This window comes from Exiguobacterium sp. s39, from assembly GCF_018618925.1.
Lineage (GTDB): Bacteria > Bacillota > Bacilli > Exiguobacteriales > Exiguobacteriaceae > Exiguobacterium_A > Exiguobacterium_A abrahamii.
In genome coordinates, this window is sequence record NZ_JACSNA010000001.1 from 742,228 (window position 1) to 764,575 (window position 22,348).

25 protein-coding genes are annotated in these 22,348 nt (G+C 43.6%); 7 read left to right on the forward strand and 18 right to left on the reverse strand.

Annotated elements, in window-relative coordinates; genetic code table 11:
- Positions 1-72 precede the first annotated feature (72 nt).
- Entirely contained in the window at positions 73-1,029 is a 957-nt protein-coding gene (locus KNQ11_RS03840) for a TIGR03571 family LLM class oxidoreductase (protein ID WP_483299365.1), read from the reverse strand.
- A gap of 5 nt (positions 1,030-1,034) precedes the next feature.
- Entirely contained in the window at positions 1,035-2,237 is a 1,203-nt protein-coding gene (locus KNQ11_RS03845) for an MFS transporter (protein WP_214769743.1), read from the reverse strand.
- A 311-nt stretch (positions 2,238-2,548) separates the two neighbouring features.
- On the opposite strand from KNQ11_RS03845, the gene KNQ11_RS03850 reads away from it, so the two are divergent.
- The gene (locus KNQ11_RS03850) at positions 2,549-2,878 is read left to right on the forward strand and encodes a winged helix-turn-helix transcriptional regulator (protein ID WP_055967696.1); all 330 of its coding nucleotides are present in this window, start codon (positions 2,549-2,551) and stop codon (positions 2,876-2,878) included.
- A gap of 65 nt (positions 2,879-2,943) precedes the next feature.
- A complete protein-coding gene (locus KNQ11_RS03855; protein ID WP_174316222.1) occupies positions 2,944-3,561 on the forward strand; it encodes a hypothetical protein in 618 nt (205 codons plus the stop codon).
- Positions 3,562-3,618: 57 nt separating this feature from the next.
- Here KNQ11_RS03855 and KNQ11_RS03860 read toward each other — a convergent pair whose 3' ends face one another.
- From KNQ11_RS03860 to KNQ11_RS03875, 4 genes are all read right to left on the reverse strand, one after another.
- A complete protein-coding gene (locus tag KNQ11_RS03860; protein WP_023468098.1) occupies positions 3,619-3,921 on the reverse strand; it encodes a hypothetical protein in 303 nt (100 codons plus the stop codon).
- A gap of 109 nt (positions 3,922-4,030) precedes the next feature.
- Positions 4,031-4,723 carry a hypothetical protein gene (locus KNQ11_RS03865; RefSeq protein WP_214769746.1) on the reverse strand — a complete coding sequence of 231 codons (693 nt, stop codon included), beginning with the start codon at positions 4,721-4,723 and terminating at the stop codon, positions 4,031-4,033.
- Positions 4,724-4,748: 25 nt separating this feature from the next.
- On the reverse strand, positions 4,749-4,949 hold the full coding sequence (locus KNQ11_RS03870) for a hypothetical protein (protein WP_214769749.1): 201 nt from the start codon (positions 4,947-4,949) through the stop codon (positions 4,749-4,751).
- A 15-nt stretch (positions 4,950-4,964) separates the two neighbouring features.
- Positions 4,965-5,264, reverse strand: a complete 300-nt coding sequence (locus tag KNQ11_RS03875) for a hypothetical protein (protein WP_214769752.1) — start codon at positions 5,262-5,264, stop codon at positions 4,965-4,967.
- Positions 5,265-5,452: 188 nt separating this feature from the next.
- Between KNQ11_RS03875 and KNQ11_RS03880 the strand changes: the two genes are divergently transcribed.
- On the forward strand, positions 5,453-6,373 hold the full coding sequence (locus KNQ11_RS03880) for an NAD(P)-dependent alcohol dehydrogenase (protein ID WP_214769755.1): 921 nt from the start codon (positions 5,453-5,455) through the stop codon (positions 6,371-6,373).
- A 230-nt stretch (positions 6,374-6,603) separates the two neighbouring features.
- Here the strand turns inward: KNQ11_RS03880 and KNQ11_RS03885 are convergent, their stop codons facing one another.
- Together KNQ11_RS03885 and KNQ11_RS03890 are read right to left on the reverse strand one after the other, a co-directional pair.
- Entirely contained in the window at positions 6,604-7,506 is a 903-nt protein-coding gene (locus KNQ11_RS03885; RefSeq protein WP_214769758.1) for an NAD(P)/FAD-dependent oxidoreductase, read from the reverse strand.
- A gap of 77 nt (positions 7,507-7,583) precedes the next feature.
- Positions 7,584-7,991, reverse strand: coding sequence for an RrF2 family transcriptional regulator (locus tag KNQ11_RS03890; RefSeq protein WP_056061047.1), 408 nt, complete (start codon positions 7,989-7,991; stop codon positions 7,584-7,586).
- Positions 7,992-8,187: 196 nt separating this feature from the next.
- On the opposite strand from KNQ11_RS03890, the gene KNQ11_RS03895 reads away from it, so the two are divergent.
- Positions 8,188-8,937: a collagenase gene (locus tag KNQ11_RS03895; protein WP_214769761.1), complete on the forward strand. Its 750-nt coding sequence runs from the start codon at positions 8,188-8,190 to the stop codon at positions 8,935-8,937.
- A gap of 26 nt (positions 8,938-8,963) precedes the next feature.
- Entirely contained in the window at positions 8,964-9,107 is a 144-nt protein-coding gene (locus tag KNQ11_RS03900) for a hypothetical protein (RefSeq protein ID WP_214769764.1), read from the forward strand.
- Positions 9,108-9,317: 210 nt separating this feature from the next.
- Here the strand turns inward: KNQ11_RS03900 and KNQ11_RS03905 are convergent, their stop codons facing one another.
- Together KNQ11_RS03905 and KNQ11_RS03910 are read right to left on the reverse strand one after the other, a co-directional pair.
- Positions 9,318-9,629, reverse strand: a complete 312-nt coding sequence (locus KNQ11_RS03905; RefSeq protein WP_214769767.1) for a hypothetical protein — start codon at positions 9,627-9,629, stop codon at positions 9,318-9,320.
- Between the two features lie 403 nt (positions 9,630-10,032).
- Entirely contained in the window at positions 10,033-11,091 is a 1,059-nt protein-coding gene (locus KNQ11_RS03910; protein ID WP_052017145.1) for a serine hydrolase domain-containing protein, read from the reverse strand.
- Between the two features lie 109 nt (positions 11,092-11,200).
- Here KNQ11_RS03910 and KNQ11_RS03915 point away from each other — a divergent pair, with 109 nt between their 5' ends.
- Positions 11,201-12,076 (forward strand): MerR family transcriptional regulator, encoded by an 876-nt coding sequence (locus tag KNQ11_RS03915; RefSeq protein WP_214769770.1) that lies wholly within the window; start codon positions 11,201-11,203, stop codon positions 12,074-12,076.
- Positions 12,077-12,221: 145 nt separating this feature from the next.
- Here KNQ11_RS03915 and chbG read toward each other — a convergent pair whose 3' ends face one another.
- Genes chbG through KNQ11_RS03940 form a run of 5 tightly spaced genes read right to left on the reverse strand, consistent with a single transcriptional unit; the run spans position 12,222 to position 16,173 of the window.
- Positions 12,222-12,914 carry a chitin disaccharide deacetylase gene (gene chbG / locus KNQ11_RS03920; RefSeq protein ID WP_214769773.1) on the reverse strand — a complete coding sequence of 231 codons (693 nt, stop codon included), beginning with the start codon at positions 12,912-12,914 and terminating at the stop codon, positions 12,222-12,224.
- Positions 12,907-13,209 (reverse strand): PTS sugar transporter subunit IIB, encoded by a 303-nt coding sequence (locus KNQ11_RS03925; RefSeq protein ID WP_214769776.1) that lies wholly within the window; start codon positions 13,207-13,209, stop codon positions 12,907-12,909. The genes chbG and KNQ11_RS03925 overlap by 8 nt, the downstream gene beginning before the upstream one ends.
- The gene (locus KNQ11_RS03930; RefSeq protein ID WP_419718319.1) at positions 13,206-13,538 is read right to left on the reverse strand and encodes a PTS lactose/cellobiose transporter subunit IIA; all 333 of its coding nucleotides are present in this window, start codon (positions 13,536-13,538) and stop codon (positions 13,206-13,208) included. The genes KNQ11_RS03925 and KNQ11_RS03930 overlap by 4 nt, the downstream gene beginning before the upstream one ends.
- Positions 13,535-14,854, reverse strand: a complete 1,320-nt coding sequence (gene celB / locus KNQ11_RS03935; RefSeq protein WP_055967723.1) for a PTS cellobiose transporter subunit IIC — start codon at positions 14,852-14,854, stop codon at positions 13,535-13,537. Before celB ends, KNQ11_RS03930 begins: the two co-directional genes overlap by 4 nt.
- A complete protein-coding gene (locus KNQ11_RS03940) occupies positions 14,851-16,173 on the reverse strand; it encodes a 6-phospho-beta-glucosidase (protein WP_214769779.1) in 1,323 nt (440 codons plus the stop codon). The genes celB and KNQ11_RS03940 overlap by 4 nt, the downstream gene beginning before the upstream one ends.
- A gap of 173 nt (positions 16,174-16,346) precedes the next feature.
- Between KNQ11_RS03940 and KNQ11_RS03945 the strand changes: the two genes are divergently transcribed.
- A complete protein-coding gene (locus KNQ11_RS03945; protein ID WP_058713528.1) occupies positions 16,347-17,063 on the forward strand; it encodes a GntR family transcriptional regulator in 717 nt (238 codons plus the stop codon).
- Between the two features lie 99 nt (positions 17,064-17,162).
- On the opposite strand, the gene KNQ11_RS03950 is transcribed toward KNQ11_RS03945, so the two are convergent.
- The 3 genes from KNQ11_RS03950 to KNQ11_RS03960 form a co-directional block, all read right to left on the reverse strand.
- Positions 17,163-17,381 (reverse strand): hypothetical protein, encoded by a 219-nt coding sequence (locus tag KNQ11_RS03950; RefSeq protein WP_193748182.1) that lies wholly within the window; start codon positions 17,379-17,381, stop codon positions 17,163-17,165.
- 682 nt (positions 17,382-18,063) lie between these two features.
- Positions 18,064-19,950, reverse strand: coding sequence for a DUF4084 domain-containing protein (locus KNQ11_RS03955; protein WP_058713527.1), 1,887 nt, complete (start codon positions 19,948-19,950; stop codon positions 18,064-18,066).
- Between the two features lie 210 nt (positions 19,951-20,160).
- A complete protein-coding gene (locus KNQ11_RS03960) occupies positions 20,161-22,230 on the reverse strand; it encodes a putative bifunctional diguanylate cyclase/phosphodiesterase (protein ID WP_214769782.1) in 2,070 nt (689 codons plus the stop codon).
- Positions 22,231-22,348: the final 118 nt, after the last annotated feature.

Below are 22,348 nucleotides of genomic sequence, written 5' to 3' on the forward strand. Positions count from 1 at the left end.
ATGAAACGACATGAAACCCAGTTCCGAGAAGGGACTGGGTTTCATGAATGTTACTTTTAATTATATAAGTCATCATGATAAGGGAGGGAAATGCGGCACGACGTACGTTCCGAGTTCATCGATGACGTCTTCTGCTGATCGCTCACCGTCGAATAGCGCGAAGAATAAATGATTGACGCCAAGCTCACGATACAATTCTAGCAACTCGATCAGTCGATTGCGACCGATTCGGAAACCGAGTCGAATCGGTGTCGCTTCCTCGTTCGGATTCGCGGATAAATCAAGATGCATCGGCATCGAAAACGGACGAAACGTTGTATCACCGGCTGCTTGACTCGCTGCACGCCATTGTTCGATGGCACGTGCTTGTTCGAACGGTCCTTGCGGATAATACATCCAGCCGTCGCCGTTTTTAGCGAGCCAGTCCATATCCTGCTGTGCGAAACCCGTGATCATCGTCGGGATTTTTTTCTTTGGTCGTGGCACGAGTGTCGCGCCACGGACTTCCCCGTACGTCGAATCGATTTGCGGATAATCTTCATATAAAGCTTGCTCCATCACTTGCAGTGCTTCTTTGAACTGAGCACCACGGCTCGGATGATCGACACCGAGTCCATGGAAGTCGGCTTGCCGGTCACCGGACGAGACGCCGAGAATCAAACGTTCCGGGAACAACGCATCAATCGTCGCGACTTCCTTCGCAGAGCGTAACGGATGACGGAGCGGTAAGACGAGTGCTGACGTTCCGAGGGCGATTTGTTTCGTTTGGCTAAGGAGATGCGTCCCGTATATCAGCATGTCATGAATCTGTCCGACAGCCGGATCAAGAAAATAAGGATCCTTTAATAAAACGTCGCGTAACCAGAGGGTCGTAAAACCATAGTTCTCTGCTTTTTGTGCGAGCTCGACTTGATTGGCAAGCGTCGGCGTTCGCATCTTGAAATTCTCGAGCGGGACGTGGAGACCGAGCGTGAGCTCGCCCTCCCGGTACATCCGCTGATAACTTTTGTGATCGTTCAACATAGTAATCCTCCTTATTGATGTTCAAGACGACGAGAAATAGCTGTGAGGATGACGGCAAGGATAACCATGATCCCGCCGACCCATGGCGTGTGGACGAGACCGATCGTATCGGTGACGAGACCACCAATCGTTGCTCCGAGTGCGATGCCGATGTTGAAGGCTGCGATATTCAAGGCAGATGCAACATCGACTGCTGCTGGGACATATTTTTCAGCCAACTGAACGATATAGAGCTGGAGTCCAGGGACGTTCATGAACGCAAGGAGTCCCATTAAGATGATACCGATGATACCGGCGACCTTGAACGGAATCATGAACGAGAGGGCGATCATGACGATGGCATGGATGATGAACATATAGAACAACGCTTTAATCGGATTACCGTTCGCGAGTTTTCCACCGACCGTGTTCCCAATCGCAACCGCGATTCCGTAGACGAGCAGAATGATACTGATCAAGCTCGGACTGATTTTCGTGACGTCCTGCATGATTGGTGTCAAGTACGTAAAGGCGACGAACGTTCCACCGTAACCGAGGGCAGTGATCAAGAAGCCAAGCATCAAGCGTCCGTTCGTCAACAATTTGAACATGTCGGAGAACTTAGCAGGTGGTGATTGTTTCAAGTCTTTTGGAATCAAGAAGAAGCTTGCGATGATCGCAATGATACCGAGTGCAGCAACCGCGAAGAACGTCGCGAGCCAGCCGAACGATTGACCGATGAATGTTCCAAGTGGTACACCTGTGACCGTTGCGACTGTCAGACCTGTGAACATCAAGGCGATGGCACTCGCTTTTTTATGCTCCGGTACGAGCTGGACGGCAATCGTCGCACCGATCGAGAAGAAGACACCGTGTGAGAAAGCAGTGATGAAACGGGCGACGATCAACAATTCAAACGTCGGTGAAATCGCTGAGACGAGGTTACCAGCGATGAAGACGACCATCAATGCCATCAGTAACGTTTTCCGGTTCATCCGGTTCGTCAGTGCTGTCAGGATGGGAGCACCGACAGCGACACCGATCGCGTAACCAGAGATGATGAGACCAGCGAGTGTGATACCGATATTTAAGTCACCAGCGATCGCTGCGAGCAGTCCGACGGGAACGAATTCCGTCGTACCGATCCCAAAGGCGCTGATTGCTAAGGCAAGTAGGGCAAGTCCGCCATTTCTTGGGACCTGTTCCTCCTGGATCTGTGAGTTTAATTGATTCATGGGGATTCCTCCTAAAAATGATTTCAGTAGGGATCGTGTCCGGTGGGCCCGACCAAACATGATCCGATTGACATGACCCCAGCATAACCGGGGTGTTTCATTTCGGGAAGTACGTACTTTAAAGTGCGATAGACACTAAAAAGTACCCTACTCCTTCATTTAGATGCAAGGTCTAAAAGGAGGTTGTACTTTCCGTTGACAATTGCTATCATATAGCCAGCTAATCTGCTTGGGAAGTACGCACTTTCAAGTACGATAGGCACTAAAAAGTACCTATGCCCTTAACGGAATCACGAAAGGATGGAACATATATGCCATACAATATCCCGGTCGAAGCAACACTTGAAGTCATCGGCGGAAAGTGGAAGGTCGTCATCATGTGTCATTTGATCAAAGGCGAGCGTCGGACGAGTGAGCTCCGCAAGCTAATGCCGACGATTACGCAAAAAATGCTGACGCAACAATTGCGCGAGTTAGAAGAAGACGGCGTCATCATCCGGACGGTCTTTGAACAAGTCCCACCGAAAGTCATCTACTCGTTATCCGAGTACGGCTGGTCGCTGAAGCCGATTCTTGACGCGATGTGCGCATGGGGAGAAGGACATATTGATTTGACGGGTGGAGAAGTCGTCTCGTCATGACGAACAAAAGTGAGTCTCGCTCGAGGCTCACTTTTTTGAATACATATACAAGGTGGGGAAAAAAGATGGAGCAATCAATCGTTCAGTTCGATTCGATTACAGTCAGTTTTGAGGATAAAGCCGGCAGACGCCAGTCAATCGAGGAGTTTGCACAAGGATTCGAGCATGGCATCTTATTTTTCGGTCATCCGCCGGAAACCAATGATATCAAAGTCGTCCTTGATCTGAAGACAAACTTTGGTGAACGGACGTTTCGATTTAACTTTTGCCGGATGGACCGGGCAATCGGCCATTATCTAATCGATGGGTTGGTCTGGAAATGGGTCATCTTGTGGGAATGGTACTACCAGGAGAGTTATCAAACGGGTGAGTCCTACCATATCAATCGTCCAAAGGAAGGAATTCGTGATTTTTATCGACAAATCGATGTACAAAATGAGACCTGTTCGAATGATTATTTAGAGTCAGGCATTCACGAGGAGGACGTATCGTGTACGGATAGTTATACAAATTTTGAGAACCTAGATTGGGTCACCGAAGGAGATCCGATTAATACATTAGAACGGATGCGGAACCAAGGTGTCTTTTTCGAGTATTATTTTAAAACCTGGATTGATTTAGAGCATTCATTGCCCGCGATTCGACGCGTCATGGATGAATTGTATGCACATACACCTGAATAATGCTTAATCAAATAAGCATCGCTCCCTCTGTCATTGACAGAAGGAGCGGTGTTTTGGTTAGAACGCTTTACGTTGACCTTTTAGAATCGTCTGTTGCAGGGGACCAAAATCTCCTGGAACCGTCCGTTCCATGAATAGATACGGTTTTCCATCGACGATGAATTTGCGATCTCCAAGATACTCGAAGTGACGACCGTCGTCCTTTAGTCTTCGCTTAACAGCTTGAATATGGTCTTCATGATGGATGAAACGCTCGTTAAACGTCATGACGATATTTCCTTTTTTGAATCCGAGTAAGAAGACATAGTAGAACCAATATCCAACGAGACAAATACCAACGGCCAATAACAAATCATACATGTGTGTCGAGCTCCTTTCGTGTATACAGATTTTTACGAATATTTCTGTAAAAAGATTCAATCAATTTCAATTAAAAGTAAAAAAGTATTCATCTGAAGATGAATACTCGTTATTTTTGAGCGATATATTTTTTTTGATCGAAATCATATTTAAATTCAACGATCATCCAATCATCACCCGTTTGATTCCGATACGAGTAAAAGAGCGATGTCTGTTTTTCTGGATATTCGACTGTACTGTCATCATAGGCTTTTCCGATCTTAGAGTAATCTTCTGTGCGGTGAGCCGTCATGACACCTAGCCCTTTGCCCGAAAGAATATGATCGAATTCAGCTATCGTCATGCCTGGTTTAAATTTCTTTCCTGGTAAGAGTCGTTTTTTCGAAGGCGTTTTAGGGGTGTATTCCTTTTGCACAAGATATAACGTGTGACCTTTTTGTTTCGTTTTGAAGATCAGATGCATGCGCTGTAAAGACCAATGATCGTTTTTTTCATCGTACGGATAAAATGAGAAAGCGTATAAAGCATAGTCGTCTTTGATCTCACTCAATACTACCTTGTGATTGAGTGTCGTGACGCCATGTTCTTTCTTTATGTATTTCTTATATGATTTTCCGTAGAGCGATTTTGCGACGTCTGTCGCGGTCATACCGAGTTTTAGTTTTTTGTACGACGTATATTCCTTTGTCGCCGCGTCGACAGAATGAGGTGCGAAAATAGCACCAATCATCGAAAGCGTGATCAGAAGCGCGAAGAGTACTTTCAACTGAAGAAGGTGTAATTTTTTCGTACGTGCCATCATGATTGCGTCTCCTTTGACAAACTTATTAAAAACCGTGTGTTTCTTTTCGTTTGAGATACCAGAGTAGTCCGAGGGTAAAGAAAAAACCAATCGCACCTATGATTCCGATGAACAGGAAATCAATGAGATCATTACCGATATTCTTTTGAAAAAAATAGGATGAACCAAAAATCGCAGTGGTAATCATGAAAATATTGCGTAGATGGCGAAGTACTTGGACTATCATGGATAACCCTCTTTCTTAGTTTTTCGTTCGACGGATCTCGGTCGCGACAATCGAGTCCTTTGAAAACGTCACTTGAATCGTGTCACCCGTCTGAATGGCAGCCGTGTTATCCGTTTTCCCATACACGATCGTGTCCGTTGTGACGCGAATCTCCGTCAATGCATACTGTTCGTCCGGATTTTGTTCACTCGGAGCGATGAATAACGTATCACCCGTAATTTTCTCGACGATACGTGCATCGTTCTCGTGTGTACAGGCACTAAGCGGCAAACTAAGGAATAGAATAAAAGCGAAAAGCCACCGACGTGTCGGCATGAACCAGGCACCTGCTTTCGTCAGTTAATAGGGTTAGATGAAATCTTATTATTATATAAATTTTACCAGTTGTGATGCTGATTGATGCGAATTAAAAAAACTTTCTTACTCCAAAACAACAGGAATTCGGATCGAAATCGGCGTATGATTAAGGGAATACCATCATCTCGATATGAGGAGGCATTACGATGAAGGCAGCCATCTGTACCCGCTACGGATCCCCTGACGTCTTGCACATCACAGAGGTACCACGCCCGGTTCCAAAATCAAACGATCTACTGATTAAAGTATATGCATCTGCCGTCCATTCCGGAGATCGTCGCATGCGTTCGCTCGATGTTCCGCTGTTGGGGAAGCTTCCGATGCGCCTAGCTGTTGGCTTTAAGGGACCGAGACAACCAATTCTTGGCGTTGTTCTTGCCGGTGAAGTCGTCGAAGTCGGTCGAGACGTCAAGCAGTTTCAAGTCGGAGACCGTGTCCATGCCTTGACCGGATTTGGCTTCGGTGGATACGCCGAATATGCGTGCGTTCCTGAGAAACGTTGCATTGCAAAAATGCCGCAGCACGCATCGTACACGGAAGCGGTCTGTCTCCCGTTCGGTGGTACGACGTCGCTCCATTTCTTCCGGAAACTCCAAATCGATCAGATGAAGACGATTTTAATTTACGGTGCGTCGGGTGCTGTTGGGACGGCTGCCGTTCAGATCGCCAAAGCAAAAGGGCTGCAGGTGACGGCTGTCTGTAGTGGACGAAACGCGGAGCGGGTCAAAGCGCTCGGTGCCGATCACGTCATCGATTATACAAAGGACGGCTACGATGGATTGTTGCTGAAGTACGATGCCGTCTTCGATGCGTCCGGAAAGATCAATAAGACGCAAGCGAAACGGCACGTCAAACAAAACGGTGCCTTTGCATCCGTCGCGGGGCAAGGTGTCGCGAGAGAACGGAAAGAGGATCTACACTATTTGAATGAACTGTTTGAAGCGGGACGATTTAAAGCCGTCATCGACCATATCTATTCGCTTGATGAGATCGTCGAAGCCCATCGTTATGTCGACGCTGGGCAAAAATTCGGTAACGTCCTCGTGTTAATTGCAGAAGAAATATAATGATTCAGTAGCTTGAAAGCCATTGTTTTTGAGTGTTCATTGCTCGAAAAAAATGTATAACATACAAAAAACGAATGAACTACGATATCGTTCAGCGTAAATAATATCATTCAAAAAAGACCTTCTCGATTGTATCGGGAAGGCTTTTGATTTAGTTTCACTTTGGCAAACGGGTCATTCAACGCCTGTATCATCTTGAAGATGATACAGGATGTATTCTTGTTGAAGTCCTAAAATCGTTTAGATGATAAATCGAAATTGATGCTTGCAGCTGCACGGGAGCCATCAGCGGCTGCCAGCAATAAAGAAGAAGGACCGCTTTTTTCAGTCTCTCCGGCAACGTATACCCCTTCAACGGATGTATGACCAGTTCCATCTGTTACGATGGCTCCACTCTCATCGAATGTACATCGTAATTGTTGAGCCAAATCGTTTGAACGATAGAATTTAGGAACGACGAATCCACCTTGTCTTGCAACCATTGTTCCATCTTCTAATTCAATATGTTCTAGAATACCTGCCTTTCCATGTAGGCGTTTGATTTTTGAGGTGTATGCTTGAATATGGTTACGATCTAAATCGTTCCGAACGTCTTCAGATAGTTCAAAACCATTTGTAAAAACAACTAAATCTTTTGACCAATTGAAAACGAGCTTTGCTAAATGGTGAGCAAAGGCTGGATCTTCGGCAATGACGGCTAAGGGTAAATCTCGCATCTCCCAACCATCGCAATAGGGACAACTAAACAAACTTTTTCCGTAATACTCCTTGATTGCCTCCAGGGGGAATTCTTCTTGAATTCCGGTTGCGAGTAGTAGCGTTTCAGTTGTATAACGATGCTGACCAGTTGAAACTTCAAACAGATGATTCTGATTATCTTGTTTTACTTCGATGACTTTTTCGTTGCAAATCGTAATGGACGGATATGCTTGTAGCTCTTTTAATCCGATCTCCCTAAACTCTGACGGTGTAATTCCATCTCGAGTGAGATAACCATGTGATTCTTGTGTGACACGATTTCGATTTGTAGCATCATCCACAATCAAAATATTTCTTCGAGCTCTTCCTAATGTTAGGGCAGCGGCTGATCCGGCGGCACCTCCACCAATCACGATGCAATCATATACGTTCATGAACGTCTCCTCCTTTTGAATAAAAGATATTAAAGAGTCTTAGTGTCTGTAATTAAAGCATAAGACATCATGTTTTTTCAAATGGATGATGTCTCATTAACTTGAGTAGATAAATCACTAATAAGCGTGTGTCTCAATGAATCTAAAAATTTGTGTTCAGCAGCCTCGATTGATTTCTGAATCAAGCAGTTCGGATTGTTATTAAGACAAGCATCAGACATGGATGGTACGCCTTCAATTGCAATGATGACATCAAGCAATGAAATCTCTTCCCAACTTGGTTTTAATTTGTATCCACCTGTAGCTCCAGTAGTCGAGATCACCATACCCGTTTTGACTAGCTTAGTTAAAATCTTCGAGAGGTATGTGGGTGAAACGCCTTGTTGCTTGGCTAACGAGGCTACACCAATATGATCATGAGGCTGATTTACAGCTAAAAATAACATCGTATGGAGTGCATAATTGGTTGCTTTTGATAATTTCATATTCTCACCTTAATTACAGACTTGATGTGTCTATAATACCGTTATTCGTACGAATATCCAAATGTTATGACTTAAACTAACGAAAGAAGGATTTATCTGCAATCCACGACTACCTGAGGAAGGTAGTTTTTTAGTGTTTATCCAATATATGTTAAAATGAAATCGTATATTTTTATGATGAAGGGTGATAGAGAACATGAAACAACTGTTTGCGTTTGAGACAAAAACGGACTATGACAAATACGAAGCGGTCACGCATCGCTTTCAAGCACGGTTAGACGAGTATCAAACGATCTTACAAGAGAAGTATCAACTGATCGACGTGCCGAAAGGAATCGTTTGGACGTCAGCGGAACTCGCGACGACCGTCTTCTCGGACATTCCGATTCCAGCATTTACGAATAAGGACTTAATTTACATATCACCAGACGTTGCAGAATGGCGAACGTTATTTTTGTCTCAACTCGACGGGAAGGACGTACCGCATATTCGAGCGTTCTACGAAACGCTCGCGGAAGATCACGTCTTGACGATTGCTGGTCATGAACTGACCCATCACTTGGATTTGTTCGTTGATGAATTCGACGATGAGAGAGAAGACGGAATCTGGTTCGAAGAGGGGATGTGTGAGTATCTACCCCGCAAGCATTTGTTGTCGGACGAAGCATTCAAGCGAATTACGACAATTGAGACAGAACTGGTCGAGCTCTTTCAGGAGGAGTATGGAGCGCGCTCGATTGATCAATTTGGGAGTTTCTCCTATACCGGTAGTCTGTCGAGTATCATGTTTGATTATTGGCGGAGCTTTCTCGCAATCCACCATCTCATCGAGGAACGATATGACGGGGACGTCTTACGCGTTTTCGAAGCATATCGGAACTGGCATGAGCAGGGGCGGATCGTGCCGCTATCGGAATACTTTAATCTTCAGACGGTAAGACGCTAAGCTGTGTTTGTAGAGGAGGAGGGCTTATGAATCGTTACAGTATTCTTTCGTTATCTGCATTCATCTGTTTTTGTTTCTTATTTTTCTTGATGAAGAGCGGAGTCAGTCTGAAAGGGTTTGGAACTGTCTATATCTTACTTCTGTTTATCATTCCGTTAGTCGGCGTATAAACAGGGTACAAAACGAAGCACCGAATACTCAAGTGGGGATTCGGCGGTATCCATCTCATTACGTTCTGTATGATGTCCTATTTACTGTTACTGGCTTACGGTATTTCTGAGTCGTAAAAAGGTTAAACGAAAAGGTCAGTTGATTCCGAGTAAAAAGAATCTTCTGACCTTTCGTGATATGTAGTGTGAAATTAGAAAGCATCACGTGATTTAGTTTCGCTTCGGCAAACTAGTCGTCGTGCCCATCTCGACGACGTGATCATCTTGAAGACGATACAAGAAATATTCCTCTTTTTGAAGTCCTTGCCCCTGTACTTTTACGGCAATCTTATAGCGTTTCTCTTTATCGCGGTGTTTGTCGTCATAAGCAGAGTGGAGTGAGACGACACGAGCTGGACCGTATTTTTTCTCGACATAGGTTTCGACTTTTGTGCTGACGTGCTGCTCGAATCGTTCATCGTATCGGACGTCTAAGTAAAACAGCAGTCCACCTAATAGGAGTGAGGCAACCAAAACGTTCATTCCGACTTTTTTCAATTCATCACTTCCGATCGTTCCATAGCATTGAACCTAGAAAAGCTGTTACTAATGATCGGAAGACGATGCATCATAACAGCGATTGAATCATTAATTTGAAAATCTACATCATTTGAGTGATTGCTTTAAAGATCGACTCCAACTAATTTAAGAATGATGACGATCGTGATAGCTGAGAGCGCAAAAGAACCGGCAAAAGCAAGCTGTTTTTTCAAAAGTATCTCCTCCTCATGAAAAGGTTACCATTATTATGCCATTAAGTAATGTATCTGTAAAATTAATTCCAATTAGAACCCTGGATTTTCATCATAAAATTTTAGGAATAGATGACAACATCCCCACTCCTCGTTTTGTCAAGAGAGCAGTGATTTTTCATGTTTCCTACATTCTACTTTATTAATAGTCGATGAATCGCCCTTGCCTCAGCATATGTCGATTCCTGTCCGAACCAACGATAAGTGAGAGTTGATAATGGCGAAGTTCCAGTGTCATTCAATAAAGCGATAGATAAATTATTCTTCCGATCAACGATTAAAAACTGTCCGCCTGATCCCACTCCCCATAACAGAGGATTTTTAGCATTTGATTCTAACCACCAAAGATATCCATATCCTGAAAAACGATCGACGTCCGAAATCTTAGAGTAAGCCATTGTACTCTCCTCAACCCACTTGATTGGAATAACGGATCGTCCTTTCCACTTACCATCTTGGGCATAAAGCGCACCAAATCGGGCAAGGTTTTCGGCAGACATATAAAATCGATACATCGGAATGGATGTTTCTTCATTCTTTTCATAAGTGACATGAGAAGGGCTGAATGTTTTCATGCCAACAGGCTTGGCGATCCATTGTTCAAAAGCATCTCCGATTTTCATTTTCGTCTCTTTCTCAAGAATAAGACCCAACATGTTAAAATCCCAATTGTTATAGTAATAAAAACTTCCTGGAGTATGACTTTCACGTTTTGGACGTAAATCTTTCATTCGTTGTGATTCACCCAATGCGTTTAAGTAGATACCTGATCGTGCTTGTAATAAGTCCCGAATTGTTGCGGACTTCTCTTGTTTCGTTAAGGGTTGCTTGGAATCATCGACAGAGAGTTGTCCCAATGTCATATCCAAGTCTACTAACCTTTTTTCCTCTGCAATCCCAAATAGTGCACTGATGATGCTTTTACGAATAGAAGCAACATTATACAATTCGTTCGAAGAGCCGATGGATGCCACTTGTTGGGTATCCTGAATTGCATATAATGCGTCCGACTCATTGCGTTTCATCTGCTGTTGAAGACTTATCTTCAACTGTTCAGTATCTGTTTTACTTTGAAGTGAAATATTTTCATTATCTGTTTCGTTTTGTACGAACGGGCGGGTAAGATAGACGAAAAGACTACCAATTACTATTAGAGATAAAAATAAAAGAGTACGTTTCCTTCTTGACTTCATAGTTCAGTTCTCCTTCAATCAATGTTGTGATGACACTGATTGATTATCAACCTTCAAGTAACTTTAAGGTCAAGCTTTCTATAAAATATAGTTTAAAAGGAGAGATAACTTGAGTTTATTTAAAATTGGAGAGGCTGCAAAACAAAGTGGGATACCTGCATCGACACTACGATATTATGATCAGATTGGTCTGATCCGTTCGCGTCAAATCGATTCACATAGTAAGTATCGATATTACACACAACACGACATCACACATATGAAAATCGTCCAGCATCTGCGCAGGATGAATTTTTCTCTTGAAGAAGTTCAACTTTTTTTAAACGAAAGAGATGTGAATCTTCAACTTGGATTGTTAGATAAGAAGAAACAAGAAATTAAGTTAAAGCGGTTGGCACTTCTTCAGACTGAGAAGGAAGTGCATCGCCGAATCGAATCTATAGAAAAGGAATTAATTTCATCAACAATCACGAAAAAGGATAGTTGGGAAATAGTAGTGAAACATTTTGATGAACGACCTATTCTATCGAAGCGAAAGATTTTCGACAGAGGCGGAATTGATATCTATCAAGACGCGTTTCTACAGTTACTCAAAGAAAATTCGTTTGAGGATGTACCCGTTACATCGCTCGTGTTACAGCATCATCATATCCAACTAAATGAAGAATTTTCTCACTTCGAAAGACATCTTCCAGAAATCGATTTAGAGGTAGGCGTGCTTCTTCCTTCCATGACATCCCCGTTTCAGAATGCGACTTTGCCTAGTGGTAGTTATGCTTGTATTGTGAGTAGAGGTATGGCAGGGAAGGAACGTTTTCGTAAATTATATTCATTTCTACAAGAATGGCTTCAAGAAAACAACTATAAAGTCGAGGGACCATTAATTGATATCGTCTTAACAGACCTCACTCAGTTAACTGCGATTGATTATACGGAAGATATACTTTCTGAGACTCAATTTCGCATTACACCAAATAATGCGTAGTGTGAAAGCAACAATCATTTTGTACTTTAATTTTATATATGTAAAATTAATTCTAAAAAAATCGCAATTTCTTATTACAACGTTTCATAAAGAAAATGACAACATCCCTACTCCTCGGTTCGTCAAGGCAGTAGGGATGTTATTTTCATGTCCACCAATCCGGTGGAGTATATCTCGTTAAAAGATCTTTCTCGACGAGTCGCTGATTCACATAAGATGTGACGCTTGGAAGTAACGCATCCATGTTGGCAGGGTGCACCATGACCTCAACGGATGAACCGGGTGTGATTGAATCAAGTGTCGCAAACGAAACGCCCTCTCCATAAAACCGCTCATCGAAGCGATTCGTCAGCCAGAGATCCCGGTGCTTCTCGTTCCCCGCAGCACGGAACGTCGTTTGATATTCGTTAGCGAGATCGACGATGATGGAATCGATCGCGGACCAGCCGTGGATATGATGGTGACTGTCTAAGTGATGCAACGACAGCCCGGTAGCAAGAAAAGCTTCAATCTGGGCTTTCCATTCTAGGTAGACGTCTTTAGGATCCGGTGGCTCTTCTTTCAAAAAGCGACTCGTGAAGCGGAACGTTCCGTCCTCCTTCGTTAACGACTGACTTGTCGAAGCGAGCGGTTTTCCCCAAGAGAGCACGAGATGTACGCCGACATGCAGGTCCGGGTGTTGCTGAGAAAGTCGAACAGCTTCTTCGACCGCATGTCCGTTCATCATCAGCGTCGTCGAATTGACGGGACCGTAAAGATGACTCTCGATGATGCCTTGGTTAATACCCGTCGTCAAACCGAAATCATCAGCATTGACGATTACACGCGTCTTAGGCATGTGCCGTGCCAGTCAGCGAGAGTGCTTGATCAAGCACTTGATCGCCCTTCATCAACCCGTATGCCATGTTGTCAATCACAGCAACCGGCACGTTAACTGTTGAACGGATTTTGTTCTCGAGGTACCGGACTTGCGGACCGATCAAGATGACGTCCATCGTCGTATGTTCCTTTAGTCGCGATTCGGGTACTGCTTCGATCGTTGCGTCAAGCCCTCGTGCTACGGCTTCCGTCCGCATTTTTTCTACCAAGATTGAAGTGGACATGCCTGCTGAGCAGACGAGTAAGATATTCATTTCGCTTCCTCCAGTCGATTGATTTTAGTGATCATGTCGATCATCTCGGTCGCCAGTTCCTTGACCGTCATCGCCGTCATCAGATGATCTTGAGCGTGGACGAGTAGGACACTCATCTCGTTGCTCGTTCCTCGTGCTTCTTCTTGCAAAAGTTCCGTTTGTAGTTTGTGTGCCTCAAGAAACGAAGTCTCTGCTTCCTCGAGTTTCGCTTGGACAAGTGCTTCGTCACTGCGTTTGGCAGCAGCAATCGCCTCAAAAGCACTCGAGCGTGCATTTCCGGCATGTAAGATGATCATGAACGATAGTTGTTGGATTGATTCTGTCTTCAACTGATTTTCTCTCCTTCGTGGATGCTGTCTTTGTTTCGATTGATTTCGGCAGTCATGGCGCGAGCTCCTGCTACGACGAACGGGATGTAAATGAGCGTCGCGAGCGTCAAGTTGAACACCTGAAGCAGGACACCGCGGATGCTGCCACCGGTGACAAGATACCCGCTGATGATCGGTGGTGTCGTCCATGGTACGATGGCGACCGTCTTTGGAACCATTCCGGTTGATAGTGCAACATATGAGACGACCGTCAAGACGACCGGTGCGAGGATGAACGGAATCAACATGACCGGGTTGAGCACGATCGGCATGCCGAAGATGACCGGTTCGTTGATGTTGAACAGACCAGCTGGAGCGGATAGCTTAGCGACTTGATGATAGGGATGATTACGTTGTTTCCTTACGACGATGAAGATGGCGAGTAGAAGTGACAATGTCGTACCAGAGCCACCCATGAAGACGAACGCATCGAGAAACGGTTTCGTTACCGTGTACGGGACGTCATAGGCGGAGGCGCCAGCTTGAAATGCAGCTAAGTTCTGTTCGATCAGCGGCAGGTAGATCGGCTCTATGACCGAACCGATGATGTTCGTGCCGTGTAATCCGAAGAACCAGAGGACATGGTTCAACAGAGCGATGATCAGACCGGCAGCGAGCGAATCTCCGAAACCTTGAAGCGGCTGCTGGATTGCCTTGAAGATGACTTCGAAGATGCTGAGCTCGAGTTTTATTTGAATGAACAACTGGATCGCAGCAACGACCGTCAAGATGATCATCGAAGGAATCAACGCTTGAAACGATCGGGTGACACCACCGGGCACACCGTCCGGCATCCGGATCGTCAGTTTCGTATGGATGAGAAGGCGGAACGCTTCCGTCACGAGGAGCGAGACGATGATGGCGACGAATAAACCTTGTGCGCCGAGCCAAGCAAAGCTAAGTCCCCAGTCTTTCGTGACCGGAACAAGCATGACGTAAGATGCGATCGACAGGATACCAGCGGCAAGACCGTCGATATCGTAGGACCGTGCCAAGTTATAGGCAATCGAGAAAGCGACTAGTAAGCCGAGGATCGCGAAGGAGGCATTCCAGATGTTTCCGCCGAGCCGTTGCCAACTGCCTTCACCAAAAGCGTTGTTCATCGAGCCGACGAAGTCGAGCGACCAGCTGCCGAGCTGGATGGCAGGGAAGTTATTGATCAGGATCGCGAGCGAACCGACGATGATGAGCGGCATGACGGAGACGAACCCGTCACGGATGGCGACGAGATGGCGCTGGGAACCGATCCGTCCGGCGATTTCAATGAACTTGTTCATGAGAGAACCTCCTTAAGTTGGAATTGGGGTAAGTACGGGTGATGCGCGCGAAACAGCTCTTCAAGTAAAGCGTCGATCCGTTTTTCGTCTTGGATCAATGGGTTCATCAGGGCAGCGAGATAAGCATCCTCATACTTCCCGGAGATGGCGGCTTGAATCGTCAGTTGCTCGAATGTCTTTAAGTTCGTGATCAGTCCACGCACGTGGAGTGGTAAGCTACCGATCGACAGAGGTCGCGGTCCGGCTTTTGTGATGACGGCGTTGACCTCGATGACCGCATCTTCCGGTAAGTCACGGATCGTTCCTTGATTCAGCGTATTGACGGTTTGGATATCACCACGGTCGTTATAGAGCGAGTCCATTAAGTTACACGCTGCATCCGAGTAGTAGGCTCCACCGCGTTGCTCAAGCTCCTTCGGTTTTACATCGAGCGATACGTCTCGGTATTGCTCGAACAGTCGGCGCTCGACTTCTTGGACGACTTCGGCTCGTGTTCCATTCTCTTCGTAAGCCTGTAAATCTTTAGCGAGCACGTCACGCGTTTGGAAATAATACTGATGGTACGGGTTCGGCAACATTTTAATTGAATTCAGGAACGACTCCGACCAGCCGAGTCCGACGATATTCGCTGGTGAGTAGTCGTTCCCTTGACGCAATGCGGAAAGAACGTCTTCTGTGCGGTCGACACCATTCACCGTGACTTGTCGACCAAAGATGAAGTGATTCAACCCGATAAATTCGATCGAGACGTGCTCGACGGGAGCATGTAGGATTTCAGCAACGGAGTTCCGCATGTTGAACGGGATGTTACAGACACCAATCACCTTCTGATGCTTGGAATGTTTCAATAGTGCTTCGGTCACGATCCCTGCAGGATTGGTGAAATTAATTAACCAGGCTTCGGGACAGAGTTCCGCCATCTCGTCAGCGAGCTCTAGTAAGACGGGAATCGTCCGAAACGCCTTGAACATACCGCCAGCGCCATTCGTCTCTTGACCGATGAAGCCATGCTTCAGTGGGATGCGCTCGTCAAGCGCACGGGCCGCAAGACCACCGACTCGGATTTGCGTCGAGACGAAGTCGGCTCCACGGAGCGCTTCTCTTCGATCGAGTGTCCAACGAAGTGCGATCTTCACGTTAGACTTGTCAATCATCCGTTGTGCGAGTTTCCCAACGGTTTCGAGCTTTTCTTTTCCGTCTTCGATATCGACGAGCACGACCTCATCGACCGGAAAGGAGTGGTGACGCAGAATGAATCCTTCGATGATTTCCGGTGTATAGCTGGAGCCTCCACCGATGATGACGACCTTGAGTGGCATGTTGTGAATTCCTCCTTATGAAAGCGATTTCTTTTTGTTGTAACAAATGTAACAAATAATACAACTTAGAGCAATATAAAAATACAAATAAAACAAATTATGATTTGTATTTGCATTTGTATGATGTCTGTATCACAATAAAGGCACAAAGGATTAGAGGAAGAGGTGGGGGTATGTCGCAATCGACGTTACAGACGGCAATCAAGGAAGAGTTACTGTCGCGAATCAAGAGAGGCTATTACGAAGAAGGGAAAAAATTCCCGACGGAGTATGTACTTTGTGAAGAGTTCGATGTTAGTCGGACGACCGTTCGGGGGGCATTGAACCAGTTGACGCTTGAAGGGTATCTGATTCGACAGCAAGGACGTGGGACGTTCGTCGCCGGTAAAAAAGTTCGGCAGACCTTGTCGCATACACCGAACAATTACGCCGCTCAGTTAGCGGTGCAAGGTAAGCGGGGCGAGGTGTCGTTGATTCAATTATCCGTCGTCTCTGCGACCGACGTCCTAACGGAAGTCTTTCCTGTAGAAGAGCAAGCGCCCATCCAGAAGATTGAACGGATTCGTCATGCCGACGGTGAACCGACACAATATGAGATCTCATTCATCCCCTGGTCGATTGCTCCAGGAATTACGAAGGAACAAGCAGAACATTCGTTGTTTGATACGCTATCGAAGGTCTTCGATATCCAAGTGGCGAAAACGACGGAGTCACTCGAAATCGTCTTAGCGGATGAAGCCATCAGTAGTCATCTGAAATGTCCGGTCAATGCGCCGTGTTTTTATATCGAGACGGTGACAGAGGATCAGGAAGGTCAGATCATTGAGTATTCACGATCCTACTTCCGTGGGGATAAGACAAACTTTGTGATTGAACGTTCGTATCGTTAAATGGAATAGCATTGTTGCCGAGAAGCACGAAAAAAGGTTGAATCCCTTCACACATCGAAATGGATTCAACCTTTTTTGACGTCATCATTTTGTTTCAACTCACATTATGCTAAGTAATAGTTGAGGCTGTTCGGAGAGTAAGTAATCGTTTTCGACGTAGCGATGATAGGACAATGACGAATCGTTCACATGAAATAGCGTCAACTGTCGACTCTCGAAGTCGACTTCTTCTATGTAGACAAGTTCTGTAATGCCACCGGAATGATGGGGAGGAAGCAGTTTTAAGGATAATCTTTCCCGTAAAGCGATGAATAACATGACGTCCATTTTATAAGTCATAGTAACGGAAGTATCATTGTGAAGAATAATGGATGAATCGATGGAGAGACAAATAAGCGGATTCATAGTGGGTAACGATACCGGATGAGTCATTTCTTTTTGAAGGTGCTGCATGATGAACCTCCCTATAATAAGAACGTATGTTCATATTATGGGGTATGAATACATTTTTTGCAATATTATTTGAGGTGAATCGTTTATCAAGGCATCAATCATGATTGTTCAAAGAGTTTGAATGGAGTTTTATAGATGGATTCTGGTACAAACGATAAGATCATGCTTTTCAAAAAAGGATGCTGAATTTTCATAGGTTTTGAGATAATCGGATCATATCCGTGCACCGGATTCCGTTTTCAATGATTTCCTTTTTGTAGTGCCTCAAGAAGTAGTTCGTATCGACACCGATTATTCGAAATCTAGACGTTTGACTATCTTATATGAGGGTTCTGCCACTAGCAAAAAATTCATCGGAGGATTTTCCTGATGAGACAATTGACGAATGTTTACATTCATAACTGTATTCTTCTTACATTTTAAGATGAATTAGCGAACCACTATTTTTATTAAATATAATATCAATTAATAAAAACCAGCATCTGATAAATAATCAGGTGCTGGTTTCATATTCTAAAGAGTCTATATCCAAGACAAATAAGTTTTTTTAACTCGGCATATGTTGAAGTTCATTATAAAGAACGTAGCTTCCTGAGGGAATGTCTTTTGCGCGATACATGGCGAGATCCGCGTGCTGTAGCATCTCGAGCATACTCGAGGCATCCGTCGGATAGCAGGAGATACCGATGCTTGGCGGACAAGAAATCATATGATTGGCAATCTCATAAGGTGCTTGTAACGTGCTCAACAACTGATTTGCAATACGATGAAGTTGTTCGTATGATTTAACATTCTTTAAAAGTAATGTAAATTCATCACCGCCTTGCCGTGCCATCATGTCAAAATCCGCATCGAATGATTGTAGTCTTCTAGCGACCGCTTTCAATAATTGGTCACCGACATCGTGTCCCAGAGTATCGTTGACTGCTTTGAATTGATTTAAGTCCATGAAAAATAAAGACACATTTGATGGAGGATGAAAAGAATCACTTTTAATGAGCTTTAACAGGCGTTCTTCGAACGCAAGGCGATTGAATAATCCTGTCAACGCATCATGATAGGCAAGGTATTGAATACGTTGTTCATTTCGCTTTATTTCAGTCACATCCTTACCGATACCGAAGATTCCAACAATTTCGTTTTGGACGATGATTGGAACATTGGTGATGTTCATATACATACTGGAACCGAATGCATTTTCAACAACGGTCTCATAACTTCGGGGCATACCTTTAAATACTTCCTTTAGTTCTTCTGCGACCGTCATCCGATGTGTATCTTTGACATAGCGAAGGCTATTTTGACCCATCAAGTCGGTCTTAGAGACGCCGAGAAGATCGCTACAGGCAGTATTCGCACTATCAAATTGACCTTTAAGGTCAGTTGAGTACACTGGATCTGGATGATATTCGAACAAGGATTTATACCGTTCTTCACTTAATTCAAGCGTTTGTGCTTGATCGTAGTAGCGACGGACTAATTTATGATTCTCGATAATAATTAAGACTTGCCGGGTAATGACGAGTAAAATGGAAAGTCCTGAACCTACTGTCACGATATCGAAACTACGCGAGTGAAATCCCATGAAGACGAACAGAATCAAGACTCCCCCATAAGGCGTGAGCATTTGAAAAATATTTAACTTTTCGTGATGAGTCGTTAACGTTGTACTTATAGTATTTGGCTGATGTTGAAGACCTGAAAAAGCTAAAACGATCATTGCTATAATGAACAGAGGATCAATTAAACTACCTGAGATGTATGTGTCTTGAGCAATCAAATACAAGTAAACAGAGTCAGCGATTGCTTGTATCGTGACGGCTGCGATAATGAGATACATAGATAAACTTTTATCCTTACTCGTAAGGTTAAAGAATAAAAAGGAAGCGGCGACTAACATGCCCAAGTCTCCTAAAGGGTAGATTAGGGAGACAATGAGAGCATTCATGGTTGCCGCACTCGTATCCAAAATAGGCTCGATTAAAAAGTGCCAAGAGAAGGTACTCGCAACGACTAAAATAATCATGACATCGAATAAAAATGAAATGCGTTGCTGTATAGCTGCATCCTTCAAAATTTTGTAAATCAGAGCGTAAAGCAGGAAGATAACTTGTAGAATGTAAAACACGTCTGGCCATCCTGGAAACGCCACGTTTTTGTGAAAAATATTTTCTGTGAAAAACCAAATCAATTCGGCGATTAAATAACAAAAGGTGCCGAAAGTGATAAGTAACCAGAACTTACGATCATTTGAATCAGCCCATTTGATAGCAATCCTCAAGTAGAGAAGGGCGATCAACAATCCTGCAATTGAAAAAATATTTCCCCCTAGTGCTTCAAGAAATTGAGAATCAGAAAAAGTGACAATCCATCCATAATAGCCTAAAGCATAAAGTAGAATGATGAGGATAAAGCTTTTAGGTTGTTTAAACATGCTATTCTTATACTCCTTCTTATCATATTCACTTAGTATACAATGAGCTTATTTTTTGAAAAGAATTTGTTTATAAAACAGGTCTATACTGGTTTATCAGCAGAGCATCTTAAAATTATTCCTTAAGATCAAGATAGAAAAATAAGTCGCCATCATAAAGTGCATGACATAAATGATCAAACGTCATCTACGGCATGCACTTTAAAATTTTTAGAGAGATGTGGTCTTCAAAACATCTTGTGTTTGAAGCAATGTAACAAATGCGTCAAAATCGATTGGACGAGAGAATAAGTAACCTTGACCGATCGTACATCCGTAAGAAGTAAGAACCTCTTTTTGTTCAATCGTTTCGATTCCTTCCGCTACGACGGTTAAATTAAGATTCAAGCCGAGCTCGATGATCGTCTTGACCATAGGCGATTTTTGATTAGAAAGCAGGCGATCGATAAATGACTTATCGATTTTCAATGTATCAATCGGAAGTTGCTCGAGTACATTCAAAGACGAATACCCTGTTCCAAAGTCATCGATGGATGTTTTAATCTGCGAGGTCTTCAAACATTGCAAAATCGAAACGCTCTCTTTGATGTTTTGAACAATGCTCTCTGTAATCTCAAGTTCGAGCCACTGCGAGTCAAGAGATGTCTCCTCGAGAATCTCGATGACACGCCGGCAGAAGTTTGGACTCTGAAATTGAAGAACAGAAACGTTGACCGATAGAAGTAAGGGTTCAAATCCTAAAAGCTGAAGTTGTTTACTTTGGTAAGTCGCAGTGAATAGGACCCACTCTCCGATTTCATTGATCAGACCTGCTTCTTCAGCGATTGGGATGAACTCAGCTGGTGAAATCCACCCTAACTTTGGATGATGCCAACGGAGCAATGCTTCCATACCAACGATTCTCCCAGAACGAAGATTGACTTTAGGTTGATAGTAGACGCTCAATTGATGCTCACGTATCGCATTTCGTAAATAAGATTCAATTTCAAGCTTTCGTACTAAGTTGGATTGAAGTTCAGTTCCATAGGAAACAAATGCGTAATTTCCATTCTGTTTAGCTTGATAAAGAGCTTCAGCTGTATGAGCCTGTATTTCTTCGATCGTCAAACTTTGGTCAGGAAATACACTGACACCACCATGCGCTACAATATTCAATTCTAGCTCCTTCAAACGGATAGGAGCTGCAAGATGAATAAGTATCTTTTCATTCACAACAGTGATATTAGATCTCTCTGTTTTCAGAAGCACAATCATAAACTCATCTTCACTGTACCGATACATTTTAAAATTCTCTTTCAGTACATGTTTTAAGCGGAAAGATACTTCTTTCATGATCTGTTCTCCAACATGATGCCCGAAAATATCTGTGTACATCCGCACTCGTTCTACTTGAAGCAATATGAAGGCAAGCGGTGCGTGTTCATCTTTGAGGCTATTTTTGGTGTCTTGTAAAAATGATGCACGATTACCTAAGCTCGTTAATGGATCGATATATGCGATTTGGTTTAATTCAGCTAATAATTCACTATTTTTCATGACAGTAAAAGCTTGTCTAATGATGATAAGAAAAAAAATCATGATCCATCCTGTACTTAAGGCATTTAAATTCCAGGCATAACTTTGCATCATTAGGATGGAGAGGATCAAGATGCTCGAATAAGGAAAGATAAATTCTTTTTTAGTTGAGACATTAAGAGCAAATGGATCAATCATATTTCCTTGTCTAGGCTCTTTTTCATGATATCGAGCGGTGTAACCGATAAATAGTAATGCGATAGTCCAAATCAAATCGACACTGCCACCTGATATATAGCTATTCTTAATTGTAAATTGTGCAAAAGTGATATCTCCGATGACTTGTAAAAATAAACCGATGATGAGATAAGTCAAATATGCATTTCGTTTGTTGAATAGAATTAAATAATAAAGCGTGATGATAAAAAAAAGAATTCCTAAATCGGCAATTTGGAAAAGAAACGTGTGGGCGATGTACCACAAAGACTGCTGATTAATCTGATAAAGCGGATAAAGCAGGTAATGATAACTAATTGAAGTCGCGGCTATCATATAAATCATTGTATTAAAGAAGAATGCCGAGTTTGAAAATTTTCTCGTTTGATTCATAAGTTGATTTAACAGGGCAGCAAAGTAAAAAAAGTAAGAGCAGACCCAAGTTAAAGATGATAAGTCCGGTGTATTTATGACATGATTCGTAACAAGTAAGATGATCCAAACAAGTGTGCCAAGGGCAGAAAAACTTGTTCCAAGACCTAAAAACATCCAAAAACGTCTAGCGGATTCATTCTTGAGATAACTTTTTATGATCCAACTCGTACTTAAAATACCGACGAACAACTGGACCGTGTTTAATAGAACCAATCGCATCCATTCAGATCCT

Bases quoted from the DNA above. Each gene is read 5' to 3' on its own strand.
- KNQ11_RS03925 (WP_214769776.1), bottom strand. From the start codon at position 13,209: ATGAATATCTTACTCGTCTGCTCAGCAGGCATGTCCACTTCAATCTTG.
- KNQ11_RS03850 (WP_055967696.1), top strand. From the start codon at position 2,549: ATGCCATACAATATCCCGGTCGAAGCAACACTTGAAGTCATCGGCGGA.
- KNQ11_RS03950 (WP_193748182.1), bottom strand. From the start codon at position 17,381: ATGTTATTCATCGCTTTACGGGAAAGATTATCCTTAAAACTGCTTCCT.
- KNQ11_RS03870 (WP_214769749.1), bottom strand. From the start codon at position 4,949: ATGATAGTCCAAGTACTTCGCCATCTACGCAATATTTTCATGATTACC.
- KNQ11_RS03880 (WP_214769755.1), top strand. From the start codon at position 5,453: ATGAAGGCAGCCATCTGTACCCGCTACGGATCCCCTGACGTCTTGCAC.
- KNQ11_RS03910 (WP_052017145.1), bottom strand. From the start codon at position 11,091: ATGAAGTCAAGAAGGAAACGTACTCTTTTATTTTTATCTCTAATAGTA.
- KNQ11_RS03960 (WP_214769782.1), bottom strand. From the start codon at position 22,230: ATGTTTTTAGGTCTTGGAACAAGTTTTTCTGCCCTTGGCACACTTGTT.
- KNQ11_RS03940 (WP_214769779.1), bottom strand. From the start codon at position 16,173: ATGCCACTCAAGGTCGTCATCATCGGTGGAGGCTCCAGCTATACACCG.
- celB (WP_055967723.1), bottom strand. From the start codon at position 14,854: ATGAACAAGTTCATTGAAATCGCCGGACGGATCGGTTCCCAGCGCCAT.
- KNQ11_RS03890 (WP_056061047.1), bottom strand. From the start codon at position 7,991: ATGAAATTATCAAAAGCAACCAATTATGCACTCCATACGATGTTATTT.
- KNQ11_RS03905 (WP_214769767.1), bottom strand. From the start codon at position 9,629: ATGAACGTTTTGGTTGCCTCACTCCTATTAGGTGGACTGCTGTTTTAC.
- KNQ11_RS03895 (WP_214769761.1), top strand. From the start codon at position 8,188: ATGAAACAACTGTTTGCGTTTGAGACAAAAACGGACTATGACAAATAC.
- KNQ11_RS03860 (WP_023468098.1), bottom strand. From the start codon at position 3,921: ATGTATGATTTGTTATTGGCCGTTGGTATTTGTCTCGTTGGATATTGG.
- KNQ11_RS03945 (WP_058713528.1), top strand. From the start codon at position 16,347: ATGTCGCAATCGACGTTACAGACGGCAATCAAGGAAGAGTTACTGTCG.
- KNQ11_RS03865 (WP_214769746.1), bottom strand. From the start codon at position 4,723: ATGATGGCACGTACGAAAAAATTACACCTTCTTCAGTTGAAAGTACTC.
- KNQ11_RS03900 (WP_214769764.1), top strand. From the start codon at position 8,964: ATGAATCGTTACAGTATTCTTTCGTTATCTGCATTCATCTGTTTTTGT.
- KNQ11_RS03855 (WP_174316222.1), top strand. From the start codon at position 2,944: ATGGAGCAATCAATCGTTCAGTTCGATTCGATTACAGTCAGTTTTGAG.
- KNQ11_RS03885 (WP_214769758.1), bottom strand. From the start codon at position 7,506: ATGAACGTATATGATTGCATCGTGATTGGTGGAGGTGCCGCCGGATCA.
- KNQ11_RS03955 (WP_058713527.1), bottom strand. From the start codon at position 19,950: ATGTTTAAACAACCTAAAAGCTTTATCCTCATCATTCTACTTTATGCT.
- KNQ11_RS03875 (WP_214769752.1), bottom strand. From the start codon at position 5,264: ATGCCGACACGTCGGTGGCTTTTCGCTTTTATTCTATTCCTTAGTTTG.
- KNQ11_RS03845 (WP_214769743.1), bottom strand. From the start codon at position 2,237: ATGAATCAATTAAACTCACAGATCCAGGAGGAACAGGTCCCAAGAAAT.
- chbG (WP_214769773.1), bottom strand. From the start codon at position 12,914: ATGCCTAAGACGCGTGTAATCGTCAATGCTGATGATTTCGGTTTGACG.